This window comes from Niastella yeongjuensis, from assembly GCF_900110245.1.
Taxonomy (GTDB): domain Bacteria; phylum Bacteroidota; class Bacteroidia; order Chitinophagales; family Chitinophagaceae; genus Niastella; species Niastella yeongjuensis.
Window position 1 is genome coordinate 657,287 of record NZ_FOCZ01000005.1, and the last position, 24,402, is coordinate 681,688.

The window sequence follows — 24,402 nt, forward strand, 5'->3', positions numbered from 1 at the left end:
TTGAATTAACTTTTTAATGCTGGTTTAAATGCTTTTATCCTTTGAATGCTTTCTGCAAATCTTTCTTCTGTACTGCACAGGCTTACCCGTATGTAGCCATCCCCTGCTTTACCAAAAATGCCACCGGGTGTTATGAATACACCGGTATTGTACAATACTTCATCGCTCAGTTCGTAACCGGTTTTATAAGCAGCCGGGATCTTTGCCCAAACAAACATGCCGGCCTGGTTTTTATCATACACGCATTGCAACAGATCGAGCAGGTCAAATACTTTTTCGCGACGCTTTCTGTAGGTAGCGTTCACTTCATCGTACCAGCTTTTGGGCAATTGTAATGCTTTGGCAGCCGCTAATTGCGCCGGCAGGAACATACCACTGTCCATATTGCTTTTAAAACGCAGCACCTCGTCAATGCGTTCTTTGGCGCCCAGCAAGGCCCCTACCCGCCAGCCGGCCATATTGTGCGATTTACTCAATGAGTTCAGTTCTATAGCCACCTCTTTCGCCCCCGGAACATTCAACAAACTGGTGGGGTTATCATTGAGGATGAAACTATAAGGGTTATCATGACAAATAAGAATATTGTGCTTCTTTCCAAAGGCCACTATCTTTTCGAATAGGCTGGCCGAAGGCAGCTGTCCTGTAGGCATTTGGGGATAGTTGATCCACATCAGTTTATATACACCACCTGCGGCCACTAACTTATCCAATGCCTCGAAATCGGGTTCCCAGTTATTGGCTTCGGTTAAATCATAATCAACACATTCACCACCTGCCAATTTCACGGCGCTTCTATAAGTAGGGTAACCCGGGTTGGGCACCAGTACTTTATCGCCTGCATTCAAATAGGTCATGCAAATGTGCATGATGCCTTCCTTGCTTCCCAGCAGGGGCAGGATCTCGGTATCGGGGTTCAACTCTACCTTATACCATTGTTTATACCAGTCGCTGATGGCTTTGCGCAACACCGGCGATCCTTTATAACTTTGATAAGCATGCACATTGGGTTTGGCGCTTTCTTCCTGCAGGGTCTTTATCACATCGGCATGCGGCGGCAGATCCGGACTGCCAATACCGAGGTTGATAACATTCTTGCCCTGTTTGTTCAACTCATCTATCTCCCGCAGCTTTTGCGAAAAATAATATTCGCCAATACCTTCTAATCGTTTTGATGTTTGCATGTCGTTGGTGTGAGATGGATTAATTGTTTGTTTTACCGTTTTTATACACGCCGTATATCCTCAACTCCTGGGTCACCGGTCTTATGTCATCGATAACAGTATTGAACTGGTCGAGGGTATCGAATTCCATATCGGCATAAAAGCTGTATTGAAAATCGGTACCGGGTATGGGTGAGCTTTGCAGCTTGCTTAAATTGATGCCGGCATCGGCAATGCGGCTAAGTACCCGGGCCAGGCTGCCACGTGAGTGATCGGTATGAAAATTCACGGAAGCTTTATTGGCTTCGGCTACCGGTTCTGCAACATCCTGCGGCACAAGAACCAAAAACCGGGTATAGTTATTTTTTAAAGTATGAATGTTGGGAGCGATTACATCGAGGTTGAAGAGGTCGGCGGCGAGTTTGCTGGCAATGGCGGCTATGTGTTTACTGCGGTGTTGCTGAACATGTTTAGCGCTTAGTGCAGTGTCCTCCGTTTCTACCAGCTTCCAGTTGTATTTGTCGAGGAATTCGAGGCACTGCTGAATGGCCATGTGGTGGGAGTGCACTTCTCGTATATCCTCCAACTGCACCCCGGGGTTAACTAACAGTTGTTGTTTTATGGGGAGGTATATTTCGCCGATGATCTGCAGGGAACTCTTTTGCAACAGGTTGTAGTTGGGAAGAATACTGCCAGCGATGGAATTTTCGATTGCCATCAGGCCACCATTGCTTTCCTTTTTGTTACTGGCAATTTTTACTACATCGCGAAAGGTGGCGCAGGGTATCACTTCTACATTTTTCCCAAAGAACTGGCGGGCTGCTACCTGGTGAAAACTGCCTTCATATCCCTGGATAGAAACCTTGATGCCTGTACCCTGCAAGCCATTACTTCCTGGCGTTGCGTCGGTGCTCTCCTGTTGTTGTTTTCGGTCGACCATAATTGCGGTGGTTTGTAAAAAGACATAAAAAAAGTCCCGGCTTTTTGCCGGGACTCTTTATGTTGAACTTTTTCTTTATTCTTATTTTGTTGTCAACAAAAGCATTCCCGGCCTATTTCTAAAATAGAAGCTAAAATAAAAGTAAAAGAAACGGTATGCCTTTGTGATATTCATTAGGTCAAAAATAATAACAAATTACTTATGTACAAATTTTTTTCAATTAATTCTACTGCGCCCAACCTCCACTTTTGTACCTAAAACCTTTACCCGGTGAGACTTTCAGCGATTTAAAAACCCGGTTTTCAACTAGACTATTCCAATCTTTTCCGCATTTGCTCATCAATTTTCTTAAACAGGTGGAAGGGTTTATAGGTTCGCCAGTTGGGCAGATCCATCAATTCGATGTAGCGGTTAAGCTTGGCCCGCTTGAAATCGTACTGCGTTTGCTCGGGCATGTTCAGCACCACTATCCAGCCATCCTCATCCGTAACCTCTTCAAACCATTCCTGGTAGTAATCCTTATCACCGCTGTGAAAGTTCAGTACATTCTCGGCTATGAAGATGAACTTGGTAATGCCTTCATAAAAGAATACATCGATCACCTCCCGCTTCAATTCCATAATGTCGTTCTCGATGGCATCGTTCCACTCCCCAATAAGTTCTATGATCGCATACTTCTCTTCATAGTCGGCCAGTAGTACTTTCAGGTACAAGGTGCGGGAACCGAAATCGTCCCACTGCGGATGTATCAGGTAATTATAAATAGCCTGGGTATAGGTAAATTCAGAATACACCTTTCCGAAGAACGGTGACCGCTCATCCTGCTCACTGGTATAAATGTGACGCCAATTGTAAAATGGTTCTATTTCGTGCATAATCCAATATTGACTTCTTCTTCCCTGCTCACTAAAAACTATGCCATAGGGCATGCTAAAAATGAAAGAAGGCTGTAGCAATTTACAGCCTTCGCAATGCGGTTTCCAAATATTTTTTATTGTTCTATTGAATGATCAGCTTGTCGGCAAATACAGGTTTTTTACTATTACTTAACACTTTTATCATATAGGGCCCTTTGGCCAGATTGCTTTCCACGGCCACCGGCACAACCTTTCCCCCGGCATTGACTACCGCAATTTTTTCAGTGATCACTTTACCATTCAGGTCAAGCAGCTGAATAGTGTAGCGGCCCGATTCGTTATTTTTAAAACTTACATATACCAGGTTGGTCGAAATCGGGTTAGGGTACAACCCTATTTTATCGTTGCGAACAATTGGCCGGTTTATCAATGGCACAGTTTCCTTATCATTGGGAAACGCCAGGTTACCATTGGCCAGGTCACTGGCATTGAATACCGTTCCCTCTATGTTGATGCGGGTGGCGCTCCAGGATTTCATATCTACTTTGTAATATCCTTCAGCGGTATTGGCGCTGCTTACGATCAGGTTGCCTTCATTATCAACCACAGCCCCATTGGTGGTAAAGCTGGCAGGCATGCCCTTTATTTCAGCGAGCCATACGGCTACCCTGCTTTGAATATTCACTTTATACACGTTACGGTAAGCAGAGATCATATACAGGTTACCGGCTGCGTCGGCAATCATATCGCCACCCCATGCCACTAATTTTGCATGAACCGATTTATCGCCATTTGATGCATCATCCAGCAAAGCACCCAGGTCGGTGATCACGGGCTTTTTACCGGTGGTGAACCTGATGAGGTGATTGGCATCATTGCTTAACGCATAGCCATCGCCATCGGCTCCTATAACCATGCGGGTAACATGATTGGCTTCATTGCCGGCATCTGTAACCTGCATAAAGGGTTCGTTATCGAAGTAATAGAACTTGGGCGTTTTTTCGTCCAGGTCAATATACCTGAGCTGGTTCATGAACAGGGGCGCATAGTACAGGCGGTTATGCCGTTGATCGTATGCGCAGGCGGCAGCTAGTGAAGCCACCGGCATGCTTGCATTGGTAGTAACAGTTACGCCATTTTGCGTAACGGGTTTTATCTCTTTCCCTGTTCGGGCATTGTATACCGTGAAATTCGTTTGTTTGGCATCGAAGATAGACCGGGTAACAGTGCCCGTTGTTAAGTCGATCTGTTTTACATCGGTCCAGTTGAAGTTCCCTTTCTCTGAGCTTGTTATTGCAAAAGCTGTTGTTTGTCTTTGTTGTGCAGATACCTGTATGGTTACTATAAGCATACAGGCAGCTAAAGAAGTGTGTAAAAATCTGTACCTCATAAGTATAAGTTTAATGATATGTTTCTAAAAGTTACAGCTTTTTACGGAGGTGGCAAGGGGGAGTTAATAAGTCGACCCGCCTACGCCAGGGCTACGGCGGGCGAGGTAAGTTAACATGTTAAAAAGGAATACAATATAAAAGCCCATTCCGGTAACCGGGATGGGCTGTATAGTTCTAAGTTTAAAGTTTAAAGTTTTAAGAACGTGCAGTGGCTCATTGCTTACAGCTAATGGCTTTTTTCTCTCTGCCTTCTGCCCTCTGCCTTTTCATCACCCTAACGAATCCACTGCCTTCTTCACACTGCCATATTTCAGCAACAGATCGCGGGCTTTATCGTAATTGCTGATGCCTGTTTTTTCCATGACCATTTTGGTGCCCCGGTCAACCAGCTTGCTGTTGGTCAACTGCATGTTCACCATTTTGTTATCCTCTACCCGGCCAATCTGGATCATAACGGCGGTAGAGATCATATTCAATACCAGCTTTTGGGCGGTACCGCTTTTCATGCGGGTGCTGCCGGTAACGAATTCAGGTCCCACCACCACCTCAACGGGCAGTTCGGCTGCATCGGCCAGCGGCGAGCCGGCATTGCAGGTTATACATCCGGTAATAATGCCTTTTTTACGGGCTTCGGTAAGGGCGCCTATTACATAAGGTGTGGTGCCGCTGGCGGCAATACCTATCACTACATCTTTTTCATCGATGGCGTGTTTCATTAAATCGGCCCAGCCCTGTTCCCAGCTGTCTTCCGCCTGTTCAACGGGGCGTTGAATGGCTACATCGCCACCGGCAATGATGCCGATCACCAGTCCCTGCGGCAATCCATAAGTGGGGGGAATTTCGCTGGCATCCAGTATGCCCAGGCGGCCACTGGTTCCGGCACCTATATAAAAAAGGCGGCCGCCGGCCAGCATTTTATCTGAAATAGCAGTCACCAGTTTCTCTATTTGAGGGATGGCTTTCTCTACAGCTACCGGCACTTTTTTATCCTCGTTATTCATACTGGTAAGCAACTCATTAATACTCATTTGCTCCAGATGCCGGTAATCGCTCGACTGCTCTGTAATCCTGGTAAATTCAGCTGACATATTTCTGTTGTTCAATGTTTTATTCGGGTTAGGCATAAGGTTTTTTCATTATTGTACATGGTATTGGATCAATCCTTCCATAGCGCCTTTCAGGATCTTTCCCTGCTCAAATTCATAGGAATGGCATAATTCATCGATAATATCACTAAACGCAAAAGCCACGCCGCCTACAAAGTTGATTGGGTGTTTCCAGCTTTCAGAGAGCTTGCACAGATGGGTAAAAAAGAAGTCGTTCAACCCGTCTTCAATGATATTTTCTATCATATAATGCCCCCGGTTCTCCGATAAAAACAGGCAAAAAGTAGCCATGTACCTGTTTGCCAGGGGTTTCCGGTATACGTTTTCTAAGATCTCAACGGGTGTGGTGTTATATCTTGTTTCAAACTTGTAACGCAGTTCTTCATCGAATGTATTGTATAAATAATACTGCAGTACTTTTTTTCCCAGGTAGGCCCCACTGGCTTCGTCGCCCAGAATATAGCCAATACCCGGGGCCTGTTTGGTAATGCTGTTACCGTCGTAATAAACGGCAAAAGAACCCGTGCCCAGGTTACAGGCCATTCCTTCCTTACGGCCATTCAGGGCCCTGGCCGCCGCCAGCATATCATCGCTCACCTCAATTGTTCCGGCCTTTTCAAACACCGTAGCCAGCGATTTCCTCACCATTTCTACATTAACCGGGTTCCGCATGCCGGTACCATAATAATGTATTTCCTCAACAATGGCCGATTTCGGCAAATGAGGCAGCAATTCCTGCTGCAATAAAGCCACCGTTTTTTCTTCATTAAAAAAATACGGACTAATACCCTGGGTAAAAACCGTTTTGGTGCTTTCTTTTGATTCTGCCAAAAACCATTCACATTTGGTGGCCCCACTATCTGCCAGCAGTATTGCCATATTTATAACCGTTTAGTCGAATAATTCCAAACCCTTGCTACACGCTTGTTTACACATATAGCCATCATGCGAAGGTAAGACGCATAGCTGAAACAACCATATCGTAAACGCCTCATATACCTTGCATAAAAACGCAACCCGGCCCTGTTTTCAGGACCCTGCCCCACCCTTTATTTGTTTGAAGTGCCGCTTTTATGCGGTCTGTAACCATTCAAAACAAAAAAGCGTTTCTTGCAAATTAATTATGAACTTCGCCCAAAATTTTCAGATTTCTATCCCTTGCGGTGCTGTTTCTTTGCTGCTCCGGCAAATTCACTCACAGCCCGGGTGCGAAACTGGGACCGGAAACAGCCGGTAATTATTTAGCAGCTAACACATATTTGTGCGCGATTTAATTACAACCGGCTTTGGGGAATGTTGCTTTACCATATGATGTATTATTGGTTGTGATTTACTTTCAAATTTAAAAAGGCGATTTATTTTTGCCCGGCCTTATTAAAACAAACTATACAATCTCAGATGAAAAGACTTCAAGTATGGATGCCTCTGTTATTTTCTGTGGTATTGATCGTGGGCATGTTCATAGGTTCTGCTTTAAGGCAGAATGTACCCGGTTCGCGCGGCATATTTAACAGTGGCAAACGTTCGGTATTACAGGAAGTGATGGACCTCGTTAACCTGAAATATGTTGACAAAGTAAATACCGACACCCTTACCGAAGATGCCATACAGGCCATGCTGGCCCACCTTGACCCCCATTCCGTTTTTATCCCCGCCTCTAACGTGGAAGAAATAAACGAAGACCTTCAAGGTAACTTTGAAGGCATAGGGGTTGAATTCTTCATCATCGACGATACCGTTCATGTTACCAATGTACTTTCCGACGGCCCCAGCGACAAGGCCGGTTTACAGGTAGGCGATAAATTCCTGAAAGTAGGCGACTCAGTGGTTACCGGCAAATCGATCACCGGCGATAAAATAAAGAACTTTTTACGGGGTGCAGGCGGCAGCAAGGTACAGGTTACCGTTTTACGCAATGGTAAACCCGTAACAACGGCCATTACCCGCGGCACTATACCCCTGTACTCGGTAGATGCTTCTTATATGATCGACACCACTACCGGCTACATACACCTGAATAAATTTTCCGGCACCACGTACGAAGAATTCATGAAAGCCATGGAAACCCTGGAAGCAAAGGGCATGAAAAAACTCATCTTCGACCTGCGGGGCAACGGTGGTGGTATTTTAACCGAAGCCACCGATATCGTTGACGAATTCCTCGACGACGAACGCCTGATCGTTTACACCCAGGGCAACAAATCGGAGAAGATGGAATACCATTGTAAACGCCCGGGGTTGTTTGAAAAAGGCAAACTGGTGCTGCTGGTTGATGAAGGCTCTGCCTCTGCCAGTGAAGTAGTAGCGGGCGCCCTGCAAGACTGGGACCGTGCCACCATCATCGGCCGCCGTACATTTGGTAAAGGCCTGGTACAGGAACAATATGACCTCAGTGACGGCTCTGCATTGCGGTTAACCGTTGCCCGTTATTATACACCCATTGGCCGCAATATTCAAAAGCCTTATAACAAAGGACGCGAAGCTTACAATGATGAACTCGCTGAACGTTTCGAGAACGGAGAACTGGTGAATGGCGATACCGTTACCAAACACAACGGCCCGGCCTTTAAAACAAAAAAAGGAAGAGTGGTATATGGCGGCGGCGGTATTACCCCCGATGTATTTATCCCCTTCGATACAGCTACCTTCAGCAGCAATGTATTTGTGCTGTTCGACAATCAACTGTTCAGCAAATTCATTTATATCTATTATCAGCAGAATAAAGCCTATTTCGATCAGTTCAAAACCCCGGCCGATTATGCCCGTCGGTATACCGACACCCGCACCGCCTGGAACAGCCTGGTAGCTTATGCCGCTAAAAATTCAGTGAACGTACCAAACGTTCCCGAACGTGATAAAGTAGAAGTAGAAAAACGCATCAAAACCTGGCTGGCCCGGCAAATCTGGCGCACAGAAGGGTATTATGAGGTGAGCAATGCGGATGATGCGGCTATTACGAAAGCGATGGCGGAAATGAAGAATTAGTTGACAGGTTAACAAGTTGACGAGTTAACAGGTTAATACATAATAAAAGCCCACTTCGGATACCGGGGTGGGCTTTTAGTTTAAAGTTTTAAGTTCAAAGTTCTGGGTCCGGGTTATTGGGTTATTGCATTATTCCGCGCAGCTTTTGCCCTCTGCCCTCTGCCTTCTGCCTTCTGCCTTCCCTACTGCCCACTGCCTACTGCCCTTCCATCCAACAACTCCTTCTTCTCAATACGATAAGAATAGATCAACCCACCGCCGCCACCCATGGCAATAAAGGCAAACCACAAAGCCGGGTTCTCATAATCATGCAGCATATTTGTAACGATATATGATAATGCCAGTCCGGCGCCGGCACCAAACAACAGCAATCCCCATTTCAAATTGGTATAGGGTGCCGGCCGGTTTATTTTTTCCTTCGGGTTCATACCCTTTTCCAACATCGCCAGGTTTTCGCGGCTTATTAAATACCTAATACCGAAGACCAGAATAAGTAATCCTAAAGAGGATACCATTAACCAGATTATAGCCAATACTCCTTTATCCATAGTTTTTGTTTTTTAAAGTGCTTTACAACTATGACTACGGCCGCTGACGGCTGGTTACAGACCCGGCTGATTTTTTTTCATAAATGAACACAGCAAGTATCGAAACCGAACACAAGGCAATATTCCATCTAAATAAAATACTGATAATCAAAGGGACTGATTTCCGGCACAGGGAGTGTCTATATAGGTGTAACCTGATCATTACTTACATCGTCATATTCATACTAATGCAAACCGGACCGGTTGATAATGAGATCATAAACAAAGTGCTGCAAGGCGAACAGGCACTGTATGCCCAATTGGTAAAACGATACCAGAATTACGTTTTTACCATTGTGCTGCGTTATACCACCAACCGGGAAGATGCGGAAGAAATAGCCCAGGACGTATTTGTAAAAGCATACCGCAGCCTGGCCGATTTCAGGGGTGAGTCAAAATTCAGTACCTGGTTGTATACCATTGTTACCACTACCTGCATCACTTTTTTACGCAAGAAGAAAGTACCCGTTCATTCGCTGGATACCGAGCAGGTGTTTGAACTGGCCGATAACCAGAATTCAGCTTTCCGGGCGAACCAGGTTGAACAAAAATCGAAAATACAGGTAATCAACGAAGCATTGCGATTATTGAGCATCGATGATGCCCGCATCATTACCTTATTTTACCAGGCCGAACAAAGCCTGGAAGAAATTGGCCGCATACTCGGCGTTGATCCCAATACCGCCAAGGTAAAACTGCACCGGGCCCGGGTACGGTTGAAAGAAAAAATGGAAAAGCATTTTACAGAGGAAGTAAAAGACATGGTTGGTTAATCAGTAACTTTAAACAGTATAAAAATGAACAAGCCGGAAAATATAGAGGAACGTTTGTGGGAGTATCTCGATGGTGCTGGCAGCGCTGAGGAGCGCTTGTTTATTGAACAACTCATTGCTTCCAATGCGGTATGGAGAGCCAAATACCAGGAACTACTGGAGCTGCAGGACCTGCTAAGCCATCGCCTGGAACTGGACGAACCCTCCATGCGGTTCACACAGAATATTATGGAGTCCATCAGCAAACATCATATTGCTCCTGCCGCCAAAACCTATATCAATAAACGCATCATCTGGGGAATATTCGGCTTTTTTATCTGTACCATTATCGCCTTCCTGGTAGCCGCCTTTGCTCAGATCCACTGGACGGGCGCAAGCAATACCGATAATTCACTTGTCAACCTCAATAAGATCAACCTCGACAAAGTAGATACCAGCAGCCTCTTTAACAGCACCTATACTACTATTTTTATGATGGTGAATGTGGTACTTGGGTTGGTGGCTCTGGATATGTATTTGAGAAGGCAGAAGGCAGAGGGCAGAGGGCAGAGAGAAAAGGCAGAAGGCAGTGGGCAGTAGGCAGTGGGCAGTAGGGAAAGGCAATAGGCAATGGGCAATGGGCAATGGAGGATCGGCAAACGGCAGGGTGCCGCGACGTGGCATCCCTGAACTAAGAACCCAATAACATAATAACCAAATAACCCGGAACTTTCAACTTAAAACTTTCAACTAAAAAGCCCATCCTGGATTCCAGAATGGGCTTTTATATTGTATTAACTTGTTAACGTGTCAACTCGTCAACCTGTCAACTAATCATTAAACTTCTTCTTCAACTCCGCCAGCTTCGCCTGGAACGGATTCAACGGCTCCTGTTTCTTCGGCTGTCCTTTACCAGCACCGCCGGCAGCAGGTTTGCGATCACCACCACCGCCACTGCGTCTTTCACCGCCGCCACCACCTTTCTGCTGATCTTTCATGGTGAGGGAAATACGTTTGCGGGGTACATCCACTTCAGAAACGGTAACCATTACTTTCTGGTTCAGTTTCACTACTTCATTGGGGTCAGACACAAAGGTGTTGCTCAGTTGAGAGATATGCACCAGCCCATCCTGTTTAACGCCAATGTCAACAAACACCCCAAAGTTGGTGATGTTGGTAACGATGCCCGGTACCGTCATACCAGGTTTTACGTCTTCAATGGCTTTAATGGTTTCATCGAAGCGGAACTCCTCGATCTGCGCCCGGGGGTCACGACCAGGTTTTTCCAATTCTTTTAAGATATCATCGATGGTGTATTCACCAATGCTTTCCGTAATGTATTGTTTCTTGTTGATCTTCTTGCGCAGCTCGCCTTTTTTGATCAGGTCTTCGAGTGATGCCTGTAAGTCTTTGGCCATGCTTTCTACCACATGATAGCTTTCCGGGTGAACCGAAGAGTTGTCCAATGGATTTTCAGCACCGGGGATCCGTAAGAACCCTGCGCACTGCTCGAATGATTTGGGTCCCATCATAGGTACCTTCTTCAATTCTTCACGGGTTTTGAAAGCCCCGTTCTTCGCACGGTATTCAACAATATTTTTAGCGAGTGTATTGCTTAAACCAGACACATATACCAGCAGGTGTTTGGAAGCCGTGTTCACATCAACACCCACAAAGTTCACCGCGCTCTCTACTACCCTGTCCAGCGCTTCTTTCAGGCGGGTTTGGTTTACATCGTGCTGATACTGACCAACACCAATTGATTTGGGATCGATCTTTACCAGTTCACTCAGTGGATCCAGCAAACGGCGGCCGATGCTCACAGCGCCCCTTACGGTTACATCCTGATCGGGGAACTCTTCACGGGCTACTTCAGAGGCTGAGTAAATAGAAGCACCGCTTTCATTTACCTGGAACACGCTAACCGGTTTGCCAAAATCGATGCTGCGTACCAGTTGCTCGGTTTCACGGCCGGCGGTACCGTTACCAATACCGATGGCGTCTATTTCGTATTTATCAACCAGGAATTTTAATTCAGATACGCTGCCCTGCCAGTCGTTCTGTGGCGGGTGTGGGTAGATGGCGGTATTGTATACCAGGTTACCCTGTGCATCCAGACAAACCAGTTTGCAACCGGTACGGAAACCAGGGTCCAGCGCCAGTACTTTTTTAGAACCTAATGGCGAAGCCAGCAACAATTGACGCAGGTTCTCGGCGAATACGTTAATGGCTTCTTCATCGGCTTTGTTCTTACTTGCCAGGCGGAACTCATTTTCAATAGAAGGTTTCAGCAACCGGTCGAACGAATCGTCGATCGCTTTCTTTACTTCCGTAGCAAATGGATTATTGCTTTTCACAAACGTTCTGTTGAGGTCGTCAACAGCTGTTTGTTTGTCTATATTGATGTCCATAACCAGGTAGCCTTCTTTCTCGGCCCGGCGAATGGCCAGGATGCGGTGAGAAGGACTATCGGCCAGGTTTTCGTTGAACTCGAAGTAATCACGGTATTTCTGTGCTTCCTCTTCCTCTTTTTTGCTGGTCAGTACTTTCGACGACAGCTTGGCTGTTTCCGTAAACTCCTGACGAACTTTATTACGCGCCTGCTCGTTTTCACTCACCCACTCTGCAATGATATCGCGGGCGCCCTGCATGGCTTCCTTGATATCTTTCACCTGCTCGTTGATGAATTTGGCGGCTTCTTCATCCATATTTTCAACACCCTGTTCAAAAACCAGTTTCGCCAATGGTTCCAGTCCTTTTTCAATAGCCTGGGTAGCCCTTGTTTTACGTTTGGGTTTGTAAGGAAGATAAATATCTTCCAGCTCGGTTGAATCGTAACAGTTTTCAATACGATCTTTTAGCTCGGGGGTTAATTTGCCCAGGCCTTCAATCGTTTTTACCACCGTTTCTTTGCGTTTATCCAGTTCAGAAAAATAAGCGATCTGTTCAACCACCTGGCCAATACCCACCTCATCCATATTGTTGGTCGCTTCCTTACGGTAACGGGCCATAAAAGGAATGGTTGCGCCTTCGCTTTGCAAATCATGAATATTCGTGATCTGCTTAATGCTGAATGATAATTTTTCAGCGATCTTCTGAATGTACTTTACTTCCATCTATTGAGAATTTGCAGTTTTTTTAATGTCTTACGGCTCACCCTGGCTCAGAATAAGGGGTCGCAAATGTAAGGCATGAAAACAAAGAAAAAACTTGTTTTTACTAACAACATTTTTTCCTAAAAAACGTACCAGATTTTTTATTAGGACTGCTCAAATGTAGGATTTATAAAAACATTGTAGGTAAGTAAAAAAAACCTATTTTTTAGCACCTCCCTGCCACCAAAAAAGGCGGAATGATATCCGCCTTTTCTAATGAATATTTTTTCTTATTATGGAAAACAGGAACTGACAACCCCATATATGCCCCCTCTGCATATTTTTATATCTCCATACCCGGTTTTATAGTTTTCTTTATTTTGAGCAGAAAAACTATAATACACCCGCAACGAAGATTTGTCTGGAAACTGCAGCGTATCGCCATAAAATAATCTAAATCCCAGGTAGCCTTTCCCTTTTACAGCGGTTCTTTGTAACACATCGAGTTTATTATTTACTACCACTACTTTCACCAGCACCGAATCAGCAAGGCTTAATTGAAAATACTGGTCATACGTACATGGGTTAGGACTAGGCATTAAACTATAGTCCGAAATGGCAGTTTCCACCGTATTATTCAGGTTAACACCGGCAGGAACAAAATCAAAAAGGGCCATTTCCCGCGCGTTTAAGGTGTTCTTAAATGTCCAGTCGTTGTCTTCTGGTCCATAACGGCCAAAATCATTACCGGCTACATCTTTCATCTTAAACCCCTCGATAACAATAGCAGCCTTGTCATTGTTTTTGTCGCTGTCTTTTTTGCAGGCAGCCGCCATCATCAAAATAAAAAATGCTGAAATAAGAATAACAGGTTTGGTTAACGGTTTCATACAATTAAGGATTAAAAAAGTAAGCCCTAAAGTATTAAAATGGAGCTACTATTGCAAGAATGTCTAAAAAAAGCCTGATCATGACTTCAATGTATATCCCTGTAACGCTTTGGCCAGAAATTCATTCACTACATCGGGCTTTGTAACTACCATAACATGCCCCTGTTTGGGGATGGTGAGGGTAGGATGTGTAAACCGTACCGGTAATATTTCATCGCTTTTACCATGAATATGCCACAGGGGTTGTGGAACCACGTCGTTTTGCCAGTTCAGGATAGCATCCACACTCCAGCGAATTAATTCCGAATCACTTTCGTTAATGAGGTCTAACAACATTATTTTATCGGCCTGTTTTTCCCGGGTAAATAACCGTTTGGTAGCAGCCGTTGACTTTAACAGCGATACCGGCACTATTTTATGCAATCCGATTTTACCGGCCATGCGAAAATAACCGGGTAATTCTTTCGATACAGGCACACTTGAAATAAGGATGGTAACAGCAGGTTTATACACTTTTGCTATTTCGGTAGCCAGCATACCGCCAAACGATAAGCCTACCAGCGCAAAAGGTTCATCCGTGTTGATGGTTGAAGCCAAACGCAATGCGTAAGAAGGGAGTGTATCAGCTTTGTCAGGTGATATCCAGTCCAAAAAAACAGCCTCACATCCAGTTGGCAATTGAATATATTTAAAAACCCGTTTATCGGCTGCCAACCCGGCAATAAAATACACTTTCATAGCAGGAATTTCCTATACAAATTTAACCCGGCAGATTGTTAAAAAGGTTGACGCGTTGAAAAGTTAACAAGTTAATAAACCCATCAAATCGGGAAGTGCTCTCAACTTGTTGTAACCCGCTACCACCCTGCTAGATATTAAAAACTTACCTTTGTCACGAACAAACAAAACCTACATGGATATTAAAAATAATATTCTCGAAACGATTGGAAATACGCCACTTATCAAGCTCAACAAGATCACCAGACAACTCCCGGCCACTGTTGTTGCCAAAGTAGATTATTTTAATCCCGGCAACTCTATCAAAGACCGCATGGCGGTTAAAATGATTGAGGTGGCAGAAAAGGAAGGCAAATTAAAACCAGGTGGAACCATAATTGAATGTACGAGCGGTAACACTGGCATGGGCCTGGCACTGGCAGCCTGTGTAAAAGGATATAAATGTATTTTCACCACTACCGATAAGCAATCAAAGGAAAAGGTAGACATTCTGAAAGCAGTAGGCGCCGAAGTAATTGTGTGCCCTACCAATGTGGAACCCGATGACCCACGCAGTTACTATTCAGTAGCCCGCCGACTCGCTAAAGAAATACCCAATTCCTTCCATAGTAACCAATACGATAACCTGGCCAACCGGCTGGCTCACTATGAAACCACCGGTCCTGAAATATGGAATCAAACCGATGGCAAAATCACCCACCTGGTTTGTACGGCCGGTACCGGTGGTACGGTAACGGGTACGGCCATGTACCTCAAAGAAAAAAATCCCAATATCAAGATCTGGGCCATCGATGTATATGGTTCGCTGCTCACCAAGTTTTTTCGCACAGGCGAAGTGGATATGAATGAAGTACACCCCTACATTTCCGAAGGTTTTGGGGAAGACTTTGTGCCGGAGAATTACAACATGAGCGTTATAGATCATTTTGAACAGGTGACCGACCGGGATGGCGCTGTTATGGCCCGCCGCCTGGCAAAAGACGAAGGCCTCTTCTGCGGATACAGCGCCGGCAGTTGCCTGCAGGGGCTTATGCAAATTGCTGCCAGTCAGCCTTTGACAAAAGACGACCTGGTGGTTTGTATCTTCCACGACCATGGCAGCCGTTATGTAGCCAAGATCTATAACGACCAATGGATGATGGAACGCGGTTTTATGGATGTCAAGACCTGTAAGGACATCATTAATGGACGAGCGGCCAAACAAAAACTCATTACCATTGAACCCAATCATACCGTATCCCAGGCGGTTGAGCTGATGCGTAAATACGACATCGAGCACATTCCGGTGATCAATGGCAGTGGCCCTGTTGGTGCCATCAGTGAAAGCGGATTATTCCAAAAGATCTTCTCCAACCCCGATATAAAAAATGCCACCATTGAAACAGTAATGGAACCCGCCTTCCCTATCGTTGATTTTAATACGCCAATTGAAAAACTGCGCACCCTCATCAATAAAGACAATGGCGCCGTGCTGAGCAAAGATGAATTAGGAAATTATCACATAGTTACCAAGTACGATGTGATATTGGCGTTAGGGAGTTAAGAATAGCAGAAGGCAGAGGGCAGAGAGAAATACGGCCATTATTACACACATAAATACAGCAAAGCCGGCATCCCTGGTATAAAGGTTGCCGGCTTTTACTATTTATAATGATTGCTCAAAATTCACGAGGCCATCTCTGCCTTCTGCCCATTAAAAACAAAGCGCCCCGCATTTAGCAGAGCGCTTTTGTGAAATCTTGTTCAGGTACTTTGGACGGTTTTACTAAGGACTGGTTTGCTGATAGAGATTTCTGGTTTTCACGATATTGGATACGGGGTACGGATCAAAAACCAAAAAAACTATAAATCAAGTAAAGGGTTTAGGGGCATTTTCTATGGTTTCAGGAGTAAGGTCGTTCGTGTAAATCCGGTACAGAACTTTTAAAGGGTACGTCAACTGCGTGTTGACAGTACAAAGATTCTGTTATTTTTCCGGTAGTTTAAGTTTATTCGATCAATGGCTATCCTTCTTCGTTTAATGTGTGGAAAAACCGGATTAAGCTTGTACAACACGCTGAAACCCTTACTGGAAGCGCCTTTCAAACATATATTTTTATAAAATATTTGATCTGGATCAACGATAAGTAAAATGTACTATGTACTATTTCGTAATACTCCCCCACCCATGCAGCAATACTACGCATATTAGTGCTGGATAGCTACGATTTTAGCAGTAAATACCGAACGATTTTAATCGAGTTTTTTTGCTCTTGTTAACATTTGTATCTGTATTAACTTTGTTACTGAAGTTGATTGATTACAAATCAATCTATTCCAATATCCAGGAAAATCGTTCGTGTTCAATATCCAGGAAAAATCAAGAAAAATCCGGTATCAGTCAACTTCACTTTTTAACAATCCGATATCATTCATAAAAAGCCATTATCCAGATCCAATGTCCATGACAAAACGAATATCCCTGTGAAAACCGTCGGATATCCTAATGAATAACCAAGTAATTTAAAATCCAACGTCCACAAGACCGAGGTAGTTCCAATTCCTGTGTGTTAAAAACCGTCTGCTTAACTCCAATAACCCCTCCTGCTAAAACCTACAATGCTTTTAGCAGGAGGCAGCAGCGGTCCTGAAGAAGGCCTTAATCTGTAAGCCTTTTACTTCTTACATCCTCAATAATTTTTATCTTTCTACTATTTCCGGTCAGAATCCCTCCGTTCACGATTGCCGCTTTCTTTACCTTTGCTTCTTATTAAACATCCCAACACATCTCATTCATCCCATAAATCCAGTTCAGATGAGTGTTTATATAGATCAGATGGGCCGACCGGTAGAATTGCCTGCTTCACCCCGCAGTATTGTATCACTGGTTCCTTCCATAACAGAATTACTCTATACTTTGCAGCTCGATGACCAGGTGACCGGTATCACCAAATTTTGCATTCATCCCAATAACTGGTTTCGCGAAAAAACAAGAGTAGGTGGCACCAAAGCCATCAAAACAAGTGTCATCCAGGAATTGAGACCCGACCTCATTATTGCCAATAAAGAAGAGAACGTAAAAGAACAGGTGGAAGAACTGGCACAGCACTACCCCGTATGGGTAACTGATGTAAACAACCTGGCCGATGCCATGGAGATGATAGAACAAATTGGCGCCATCACCAGCACCCAGTCCAGGGCAACCCGGTTGATCAGTCAGATCAATGCCGCCTTTTCCGACCTGCAAAACAAAAACCGGGACGTGAAAACCGGATACCTGATCTGGCGCAATCCCTACATGACCATCGGCAGCGACACCTTCATTCATGATATGCTTGGCCGTTGCGGCTTTAAAAACATCTTTGACCATACCACCCGCTATCCCGCCATCGATACCTGGCAGCTGGCCCAGTGCGACCTGTTGCTGCTGTCATCGGAGCCCTACCCCTTTCAGCAAAAACACATCGATGAACTGCAGGCCGAATTACCCAATACCCGCATTATTCTGGTTGATGGGGAAATGTTCAGCTGGTACGGAAGCCGCTTATTACATGCCCCCGCCTACTTTACGAGCTTATTGCAGCAGTTATAGTAACTTTGGTGAATATGAATTCGATGATTGACAACATTGATACAAACGAACCCAATAAGCCGTCCCGCAAAAAACCAATGTTCCCGGTGCACGACCGCTTGCGTGGGTATTTGAAAAATCATGGCCGTGAAGTAAAGCTGCCCGTATCATACAACGATCTGCTGCGCATTACCTATTCCCTTCCCCTAAAAGATAAAAAGGGCAACGATACTTATTGGGAAACGGTAGTGTATGATATGCGCGACTGGGAATACATTCGGAACGGTCTGGTTCAAATGTATGCGATCCTGAAAACGGAGGGGGATCTTACGTTTACCAGTCACCTCGATGTAGCGCGTATTGACTATTGCAGTTTTGGTAACTCCAATCCTTTTCGTATCCGCATCGTAAACAAGTACAACGATAATTACGATCACTACTATATTAAAATAGCTGATGCATCGCGTATATACGGGCTGGAGCTGGAACATATCCTTTCACCCAACCGCATTACGTACCTCACCAATCAAAACACCCTGGTAGAGGAACATATTCCCGGTATTCCCGGTGATGTATTCATTGACCAGCACCTCAGCGATCCGCATACCAACAAGATCAGGCTGGCCAAGGAATTCGTAAAATTCAACGAGCGTTGTTTTGTACGGTTACTGGGCGATATGCGTTCGTACAATTTTGTGGTTGACATTACGCCCGATATCGAGGACTATCAGTACCGCATCAGGGCCATCGACTTCGATCAGCAATCGTACGAGGGGCGCAAGAACTTATACATGCCGCAATTCTTTAAAGAGAATTACACACTGGTTGATCTGTGTGCCAAGCTGCTGAATAAAGAAAGCATTCACCAGTACCAGACGGAAGAACGCACCATGATGGCTTTTCGCGTTGCTTCTTCACGGTTCCGGTTAATGGAGTTATTGAACATTATGTCGAAAGACCATATCTCTGTGCCCGAAAAACTACACCAGCTGCGGGTTGAACTGGGCGACTATTTTCATAACCCGCAATTTTACAAATGTTCTTCCATGGGCCAGCTGGTAAAACGCCAGTTAAAACAAACCCTGCAAAAGAACTTAAAACTGATCCAGAAAAACCTGGGCAAGATCGAGGATTAATACAAGGCAGAAGGCAGAGGGCCCTCCTACTCCGCCAGCCGGCGGATTCGGCGGGCGAAGCAGAAGGCAGAAGTGCCGCAACGCGGTGAACTAAGAACAATGAACTAAAAACCCAATAAACTATTAACCCATTAACTCGAGACTTTGAACTTTCAACTTTGAACTTTCAACTATGAACTATAACCAACCATGCAATTCACTATAACCGGCTATTCAACCGCTTTATTTTCTACCTGGTATTTCATTGAAGAACTGCGGCTGTTGTTCGATGCAGGCGATGGCCTTATGTCGAACCTGTTGCAGAAAAGCAGGAAAATAGAACATGTGTTTATCTCCCATGCCGATCGTGATCATGTAACCGGTTTGCTGCAGTTCAATCAACTGAATGCCCGGCCAGGTTTCCCTGTTATCTACTATCCCAAAGACAGTGGTTCTTTTCCTGCGTTACAGGAGTTCTCCTCAAAGTTCGACCCGCATGTTGCCGGTACGATATGGACGCCTATCTCCGCCGAAAACGAAGTACGGATAAAAGAAGATATTTTTATCAGAGCCATTCCCAATACCCATACAGACGAAAAAGGGCCCGGTACCAGGAGCCTTAGTTATAAGGTCATTCAAACAAAAATGAAATTGAACCCTGAGCTTAGAAAATTACCTCAGGAAGATATCAGGCGCATTATTGAACAAAAGGGCAAGGCCAGGACCCATACCGAAGTACAAACCAATTTAATTAGCTACTCCGGCGATATGCCCATTGAAGATCTTACGCGTTGGGAGAACTCAAAAATACTCATTCACGAAGCTACCTTTTTGCTCGACGATGACACCATTACCCGGCCCAATCACCGGCACAGTTACCTCGATGAGGTGATGGAAATGGTAAGCGGGTCAAATATCGAACAGCTTATTCTCGGGCATTTTTCCTCCCGGTATAGCGATGAAGAAATTGATGAACGCATACTGCAATTGTGTAACAGATATGCGATCAACATTCCGGTGTTCAGGGTATTGCCCGGACAAGTGGCCACCAACATTTTGCGGGGCCAGCCATTGAATGGAAAGTAACACTTACGTCATGTAACAAATACACCAACATTCATTGCTAATTAACTATCTTCGCGTTGCATTAAAAAAAGCCATTATCTATTAAATATTTTCCAACGCTTTTGACAGTCAATTAAATAACAACACGCTTTAACACAGAAAACGATGAAGAAATACAAACCAGGAGTGCTCTTTGGTGAAGAACTCGAAGCTTTGTATAAAGATGCCAAAGAAAACCAGTTTGCCTTACCGGCAGTTAATACAATTGGCACTAATACGATCAACGCTACCCTTGAGACAGCCGCAAAAGTAAATTCCCCGGTAATTATTCAATTCTCTAATGGCGGTGCGCAATTCATTGCCGGTAAAGGTATGCCCAACGATCAGCTGCAGGGCAATATCGCCGGTGGTGTATCTGGTGCGTTGCATATACATAACGTTGCAAAATATTACGGTGTACCGGTTGTGCTGCACACCGACCACGCTGCAAAAAAATGGTTACCCTGGGTGAGTGGCCTCATCGATGCCGGTGAGCAATTCTTCAAAGAGAAAAAACAACCCCTGTTCAGCTCTCACATGCTCGATCTGAGCGAAGAGCCCATTGAAGAGAACATTCATACTTCTGTTGAATTCTATAAACGCATGGCGCCTCTGGGCATGGCTATTGAAATTGAGCTGGGTGTTACCGGTGGTGAAGAAGATGGCGTTGACAACAGCGGCGTTGAGAACGAAAAATTATATACCCAGCCACAGCACGTAGCGTATGCTTATGAGCAATTAGGTAAAATTGGCCCTATGTTTACCGTAGCTGCTGCGTTTGGTAATGTGCATGGTGTGTACAGTCCGGGTAATGTTGAATTGCGTCCGGAGATCCTGAAGAACAGCCAGGACTATATTCAAAAAACATACAAAACCGGCGAAAAGCCCGTATACTTTGTATTTCACGGTGGCAGTGGTTCTCCCCAGCATCAGATCCGCGAGGCCATCAGTTATGGCGCCATTAAAATGAATATCGATACCGATCTGCAATGGGCTTTCTGGGAAGGTATTCTGCTTAACTACAAAAAGAATGAAGGATATCTGCAAGACCAGTTGGGCAACCCCGAAGGTGCAGATAAGCCAAACAAAAAATACTACGATCCCCGCGTTTGGTTACGTAAAGGCGAAGAAAACTTTATTAAACGTTTAGAAATAGCGTTTGATGATTTGAATTGCATTAACAGAAACGCTTAATTTTTAGAAGTTAATTCCGGAATTCATTTCCGGGTTAAAATATTATGATCCAGGGCCCGGCGGTAACGTCGGGCCTTTCGTTGTATGGCACACTTGTACAGCCTATCTTTGGGCGAATAAATACAGCTGTAAGCCATAAGCTCTAAGCCGTAAGCGGAATACAGAACGCTGAATTTGGCTTACAGCTTTGCCTTAAAGCTATAAGCTGGCTTCTGAATTGCATTAACGATTGACAATTCACACAAACAAATAAACAAGTATGCCATCAAAAAAAATCATCGATCTGTTAGGTGACAAGGCCTCTTATCTGTTAGAGCACAAGAGTACTGCTATTGAAAAATCAACCATTACCCTCCCCTCTCCCAATCACGTTGAAGAAATTTGGGTAAACAGCAATCGCAGCAACCAGGTGTTGCGCAGTTTGCAAACCCTGTTAAGCCATGGTCGCCTGGCCGATACTGGTTTTTGCAGCATCTTCCCGGTTGACCAGGGCATCGAACACAGTGGTGGTTCTGCCTTTGCACCCAACCCCATTTATTTCGATCCGGAAAATATTATCAAACTCGCTATTGAAGGCGGTTGCAATGCCGTAGCCAGTACATATGGCGTATTGGGCATTATGAGCCGTAAATATGCGCACCGCATTCCGTTTATTGTAAAGATCAATCACAATGAATTTTTAAGCCTTCCCAACAGATACGATCAAACCATGTTCGGTACAGTAAGAAGTGCCTGGAACATGGGAGCAGTAGCTGTTGGTGCTACTATTTACTGGGGTTCTGCCGAAAGCACCCGTCAGCTGAAAGAAGTGGCGGAAGCATTTGAACTGGCGCACGAACTGGGCATGGCCACCATCTTATGGTGTTATACCCGTAACAATGGTTTTAAAGTAGACGGAGTGGATTATCACACGGCAGCCGACTTTACCGGCCAGGCCAACCATTTGGGTGTTACGTTGCAGGCCGATATCATAAAACAAAAATTACCTACCAATAACGGCGGTTACCTGGCTACCAAACATGGTAAAACATCACCGCTGGTTTATGAAAAACTCACTACCGATCACCCCATCGATCTGTGCCGTTACCAGGTATTGAATTGTTATGCAGGCCGCGTAGGCTTGATCAACAGTGGTGGCGAAAGCAAGGGCACCAGCGATCTGGCAGATTCTGTATATACCGCTGTGATCAATAAAAGAGCCGGTGGCATGGGATTGATCCTGGGCCGTAAAGCATTTCAACGCCCCATGAAAGAAGGTATTGAGTTGCTGCATGCTACACAGGACGTATATCTGGATAAAGATATTACCGTTGCATAAAAATGCTGAAGTAGGAAGTAAGATGTAAGAAGCAGGAAGATAATAAGAAAGGTGAGCCCGCTATTATTGCGAAGCTCACCTTTCTTATTTCATACTTCTTACTTCGTACTTCTTACTTCATATTTCACTCTTACATACCTTTCGACTTCCACTCCATTAAATTTTTATACACCTGTGGTGTAATGCGAAGGGCACCTATGCCCGACAGGAAACTGCTTGTATGAATACCCACTACATAACGGCTTCCACCCGATTTTACCCAAACTGGTGCGCCGCTTTGTCCCCGTTGTACCTGCTGGTCATAACGGATCTGGTTGGGCGTTACAGAGCTAACCTTCAAAGAAGCAAACCACAACTGGTTGGTCATATTCAGTAAACCTTCCTTCAGTCTTGGTGCTTCTTCCGGCATATCGGTCGGTTCTTCCATTCCTTCCTGGCTTTGCTCAGATTGTTGTTCATACTGACGTTGATACTGGCCTTCAAAAACACCACGTTGTTGCTGGAACTGCCGTTTCTGGAACCTGAAGAAAGCCTGCCGCGTATGTTGAATGATGGGGTAATCGGCCATATTCAATGTGGCAGCTTCCAGCAGTTCATCTTTCATAACAGAGAAACCAAACGTGCCTGTTTGAGTACCCAGTTGAGAATTATTTGGCAGAATAATAGCTGCATAATCCTGGTTGCGGTTTTTGCCTTTGGTCCAGCCTGCTACCGATTTAAAGATGCGGGAAACAGCAGAACCATAAGGACGGCTTTCACTGCTTAATCCGGGAATAACTTCAATGCTGCGTGCCCAGCCGCCATGTTCATGCAAATAAACACAATGCCCAGCTGTAATAACAGTACGGGGTCCAATTAGAAAACCGGTCCCATACCAGCGGGTGTTGTCACTGCCGGAAATGATGAGCCGGCAAATGGCCCTGAATGGAAAAGTGGTATTGTTGGCAGGTGTGCGGCCTTCCAACTCTTCCTGAATTTCGCCCATAACAGGTTGTGTTTGTTGCAGCTTCGCCAACAGTTCGCCATAGCTGGCAAATATGGCATCCAACGGTTGATCGTCTTCAGTATTTGTGCCTGCTTCCTCCATTATGTTTTCACGAAGCGCCATACCTGCCTGCGATAAAACATTGGTTGTTTCCCGGTGCATTTCTTCTGGTTTTAACATTTCAAAGCCACCTTCAACCTCTTCTGTTTCAAAGACCGGAGTTTCGGACAATACTTTTCTTCTTTGTTCAACTTCCGAAGCCAATTCGGAAAATCTTTCTGAATGACCCCCATTGGGTCTCTGTGACATGGTTTTTGTTGCCATAAAGTTTGTTTTTCAGGTTATAAATTTGGTTTTTAAATCCTTGAATCAAATTTTGCCTGTTCACAAAGGGAATGGAATAGTTAACAAAGCGTATGGCAATACGGTGTCATCATGCAGTTAATGCATGTGCCTGATCATATAAATAACGTATTAACTCAAAACAGTTCTTTCGGCAGAAGGGGCTGATGTTAAAAGAAGGTACAAACCAGGGCGTTTCGGTTTCAGGGACGCAATATAAAAGAAATAGAATATCTGAAACAATGATTGTGGTAATGCTTGTCGTAATTAAAAAGGTGAGTTTACTGTTAAAC

General features: G+C 44.8%; 20 protein-coding genes. 9 read left to right on the top strand and 11 right to left on the bottom strand.

The window, feature by feature from the left end; translation table 11 throughout:
- Window positions 1–5 precede the first annotated feature (5 nt).
- The 6 genes from BMX95_RS16765 to BMX95_RS16790 all read right to left on the bottom strand — a co-directional run bounded on the left by BMX95_RS16765 (window position 6) and on the right by BMX95_RS16790 (window position 6,333).
- Window positions 6–1,181, bottom strand: a complete 1,176-nt coding sequence (locus tag BMX95_RS16765; RefSeq protein WP_081203578.1) for a pyridoxal phosphate-dependent aminotransferase — start codon at window positions 1,179–1,181, stop codon at window positions 6–8.
- Between the two features lie 19 nt (window positions 1,182–1,200).
- Entirely contained in the window at window positions 1,201–2,100 is a 900-nt protein-coding gene (locus BMX95_RS16770) for a prephenate dehydratase (RefSeq protein ID WP_081203579.1), read from the bottom strand.
- Window positions 2,101–2,411: 311 nt separating this feature from the next.
- Window positions 2,412–2,975: a hypothetical protein gene (locus BMX95_RS16775; RefSeq protein WP_081203580.1), complete on the bottom strand. Its 564-nt coding sequence runs from the start codon at window positions 2,973–2,975 to the stop codon at window positions 2,412–2,414.
- Window positions 2,976–3,099: 124 nt separating this feature from the next.
- Complete coding sequence (locus tag BMX95_RS16780; protein WP_081203581.1) at window positions 3,100–4,347, bottom strand: T9SS type A sorting domain-containing protein; 1,248 nt, start codon at window positions 4,345–4,347, stop codon at window positions 3,100–3,102.
- Between the two features lie 270 nt (window positions 4,348–4,617).
- Entirely contained in the window at window positions 4,618–5,436 is an 819-nt protein-coding gene (gene murQ / locus BMX95_RS16785; RefSeq protein WP_165759074.1) for an N-acetylmuramic acid 6-phosphate etherase, read from the bottom strand.
- A gap of 48 nt (window positions 5,437–5,484) precedes the next feature.
- Complete coding sequence (locus tag BMX95_RS16790) at window positions 5,485–6,333, bottom strand: N-acetylglucosamine kinase (RefSeq protein WP_081203583.1); 849 nt, start codon at window positions 6,331–6,333, stop codon at window positions 5,485–5,487.
- Window positions 6,334–6,852: 519 nt separating this feature from the next.
- On the opposite strand from BMX95_RS16790, the gene BMX95_RS16795 reads away from it, so the two are divergent.
- Window positions 6,853–8,439: a S41 family peptidase gene (locus tag BMX95_RS16795; protein ID WP_081203584.1), complete on the top strand. Its 1,587-nt coding sequence runs from the start codon at window positions 6,853–6,855 to the stop codon at window positions 8,437–8,439.
- Window positions 8,440–8,621: 182 nt separating this feature from the next.
- On the opposite strand, the gene BMX95_RS34975 is transcribed toward BMX95_RS16795, so the two are convergent.
- Window positions 8,622–8,987: a DUF6249 domain-containing protein gene (locus BMX95_RS34975; protein ID WP_081203585.1), complete on the bottom strand. Its 366-nt coding sequence runs from the start codon at window positions 8,985–8,987 to the stop codon at window positions 8,622–8,624.
- 227 nt (window positions 8,988–9,214) lie between these two features.
- Here BMX95_RS34975 and BMX95_RS16805 point away from each other — a divergent pair, with 227 nt between their 5' ends.
- Both BMX95_RS16805 and BMX95_RS34980 read left to right on the top strand, forming a co-directional pair.
- The gene (locus tag BMX95_RS16805) at window positions 9,215–9,799 is read left to right on the top strand and encodes an RNA polymerase sigma factor (protein WP_081203586.1); all 585 of its coding nucleotides are present in this window, start codon (window positions 9,215–9,217) and stop codon (window positions 9,797–9,799) included.
- 24 nt (window positions 9,800–9,823) lie between these two features.
- On the top strand, window positions 9,824–10,378 hold the full coding sequence (locus BMX95_RS34980) for an anti-sigma factor (protein WP_081203587.1): 555 nt from the start codon (window positions 9,824–9,826) through the stop codon (window positions 10,376–10,378).
- A 230-nt stretch (window positions 10,379–10,608) separates the two neighbouring features.
- Here BMX95_RS34980 and BMX95_RS16815 read toward each other — a convergent pair whose 3' ends face one another.
- From BMX95_RS16815 to BMX95_RS16825, 3 genes are all read right to left on the bottom strand, one after another.
- A complete protein-coding gene (locus BMX95_RS16815; protein WP_081203588.1) occupies window positions 10,609–12,894 on the bottom strand; it encodes a Tex family protein in 2,286 nt (761 codons plus the stop codon).
- 272 nt (window positions 12,895–13,166) lie between these two features.
- Window positions 13,167–13,763, bottom strand: coding sequence for a hypothetical protein (locus BMX95_RS16820; protein ID WP_081203589.1), 597 nt, complete (start codon window positions 13,761–13,763; stop codon window positions 13,167–13,169).
- A 78-nt stretch (window positions 13,764–13,841) separates the two neighbouring features.
- The gene (locus BMX95_RS16825; protein ID WP_081203590.1) at window positions 13,842–14,501 is read right to left on the bottom strand and encodes an alpha/beta fold hydrolase; all 660 of its coding nucleotides are present in this window, start codon (window positions 14,499–14,501) and stop codon (window positions 13,842–13,844) included.
- A 175-nt stretch (window positions 14,502–14,676) separates the two neighbouring features.
- On the opposite strand from BMX95_RS16825, the gene BMX95_RS16830 reads away from it, so the two are divergent.
- From BMX95_RS16830 to BMX95_RS16855, 6 genes are all read left to right on the top strand, one after another.
- Window positions 14,677–16,044, top strand: a complete 1,368-nt coding sequence (locus BMX95_RS16830; protein WP_081203591.1) for a pyridoxal-phosphate dependent enzyme — start codon at window positions 14,677–14,679, stop codon at window positions 16,042–16,044.
- A 1,251-nt stretch (window positions 16,045–17,295) separates the two neighbouring features.
- Window positions 17,296–18,072, top strand: a complete 777-nt coding sequence (locus BMX95_RS16835) for a helical backbone metal receptor (RefSeq protein ID WP_081203592.1) — start codon at window positions 17,296–17,298, stop codon at window positions 18,070–18,072.
- 14 nt (window positions 18,073–18,086) lie between these two features.
- On the top strand, window positions 18,087–19,187 hold the full coding sequence (locus tag BMX95_RS16840) for a hypothetical protein (protein ID WP_081203593.1): 1,101 nt from the start codon (window positions 18,087–18,089) through the stop codon (window positions 19,185–19,187).
- A 189-nt stretch (window positions 19,188–19,376) separates the two neighbouring features.
- On the top strand, window positions 19,377–20,252 hold the full coding sequence (locus tag BMX95_RS16845) for an MBL fold metallo-hydrolase (RefSeq protein WP_081203594.1): 876 nt from the start codon (window positions 19,377–19,379) through the stop codon (window positions 20,250–20,252).
- 144 nt (window positions 20,253–20,396) lie between these two features.
- A complete protein-coding gene (gene fbaA, locus BMX95_RS16850) occupies window positions 20,397–21,464 on the top strand; it encodes a class II fructose-bisphosphate aldolase (protein WP_081203595.1) in 1,068 nt (355 codons plus the stop codon).
- A 259-nt stretch (window positions 21,465–21,723) separates the two neighbouring features.
- Window positions 21,724–22,782, top strand: a complete 1,059-nt coding sequence (locus BMX95_RS16855) for a class I fructose-bisphosphate aldolase (protein ID WP_081203596.1) — start codon at window positions 21,724–21,726, stop codon at window positions 22,780–22,782.
- Window positions 22,783–22,912: 130 nt separating this feature from the next.
- Here the strand turns inward: BMX95_RS16855 and BMX95_RS16860 are convergent, their stop codons facing one another.
- Window positions 22,913–24,091 carry a trypsin-like serine peptidase gene (locus BMX95_RS16860; RefSeq protein WP_081203597.1) on the bottom strand — a complete coding sequence of 393 codons (1,179 nt, stop codon included), beginning with the start codon at window positions 24,089–24,091 and terminating at the stop codon, window positions 22,913–22,915.
- Window positions 24,092–24,402: the final 311 nt, after the last annotated feature.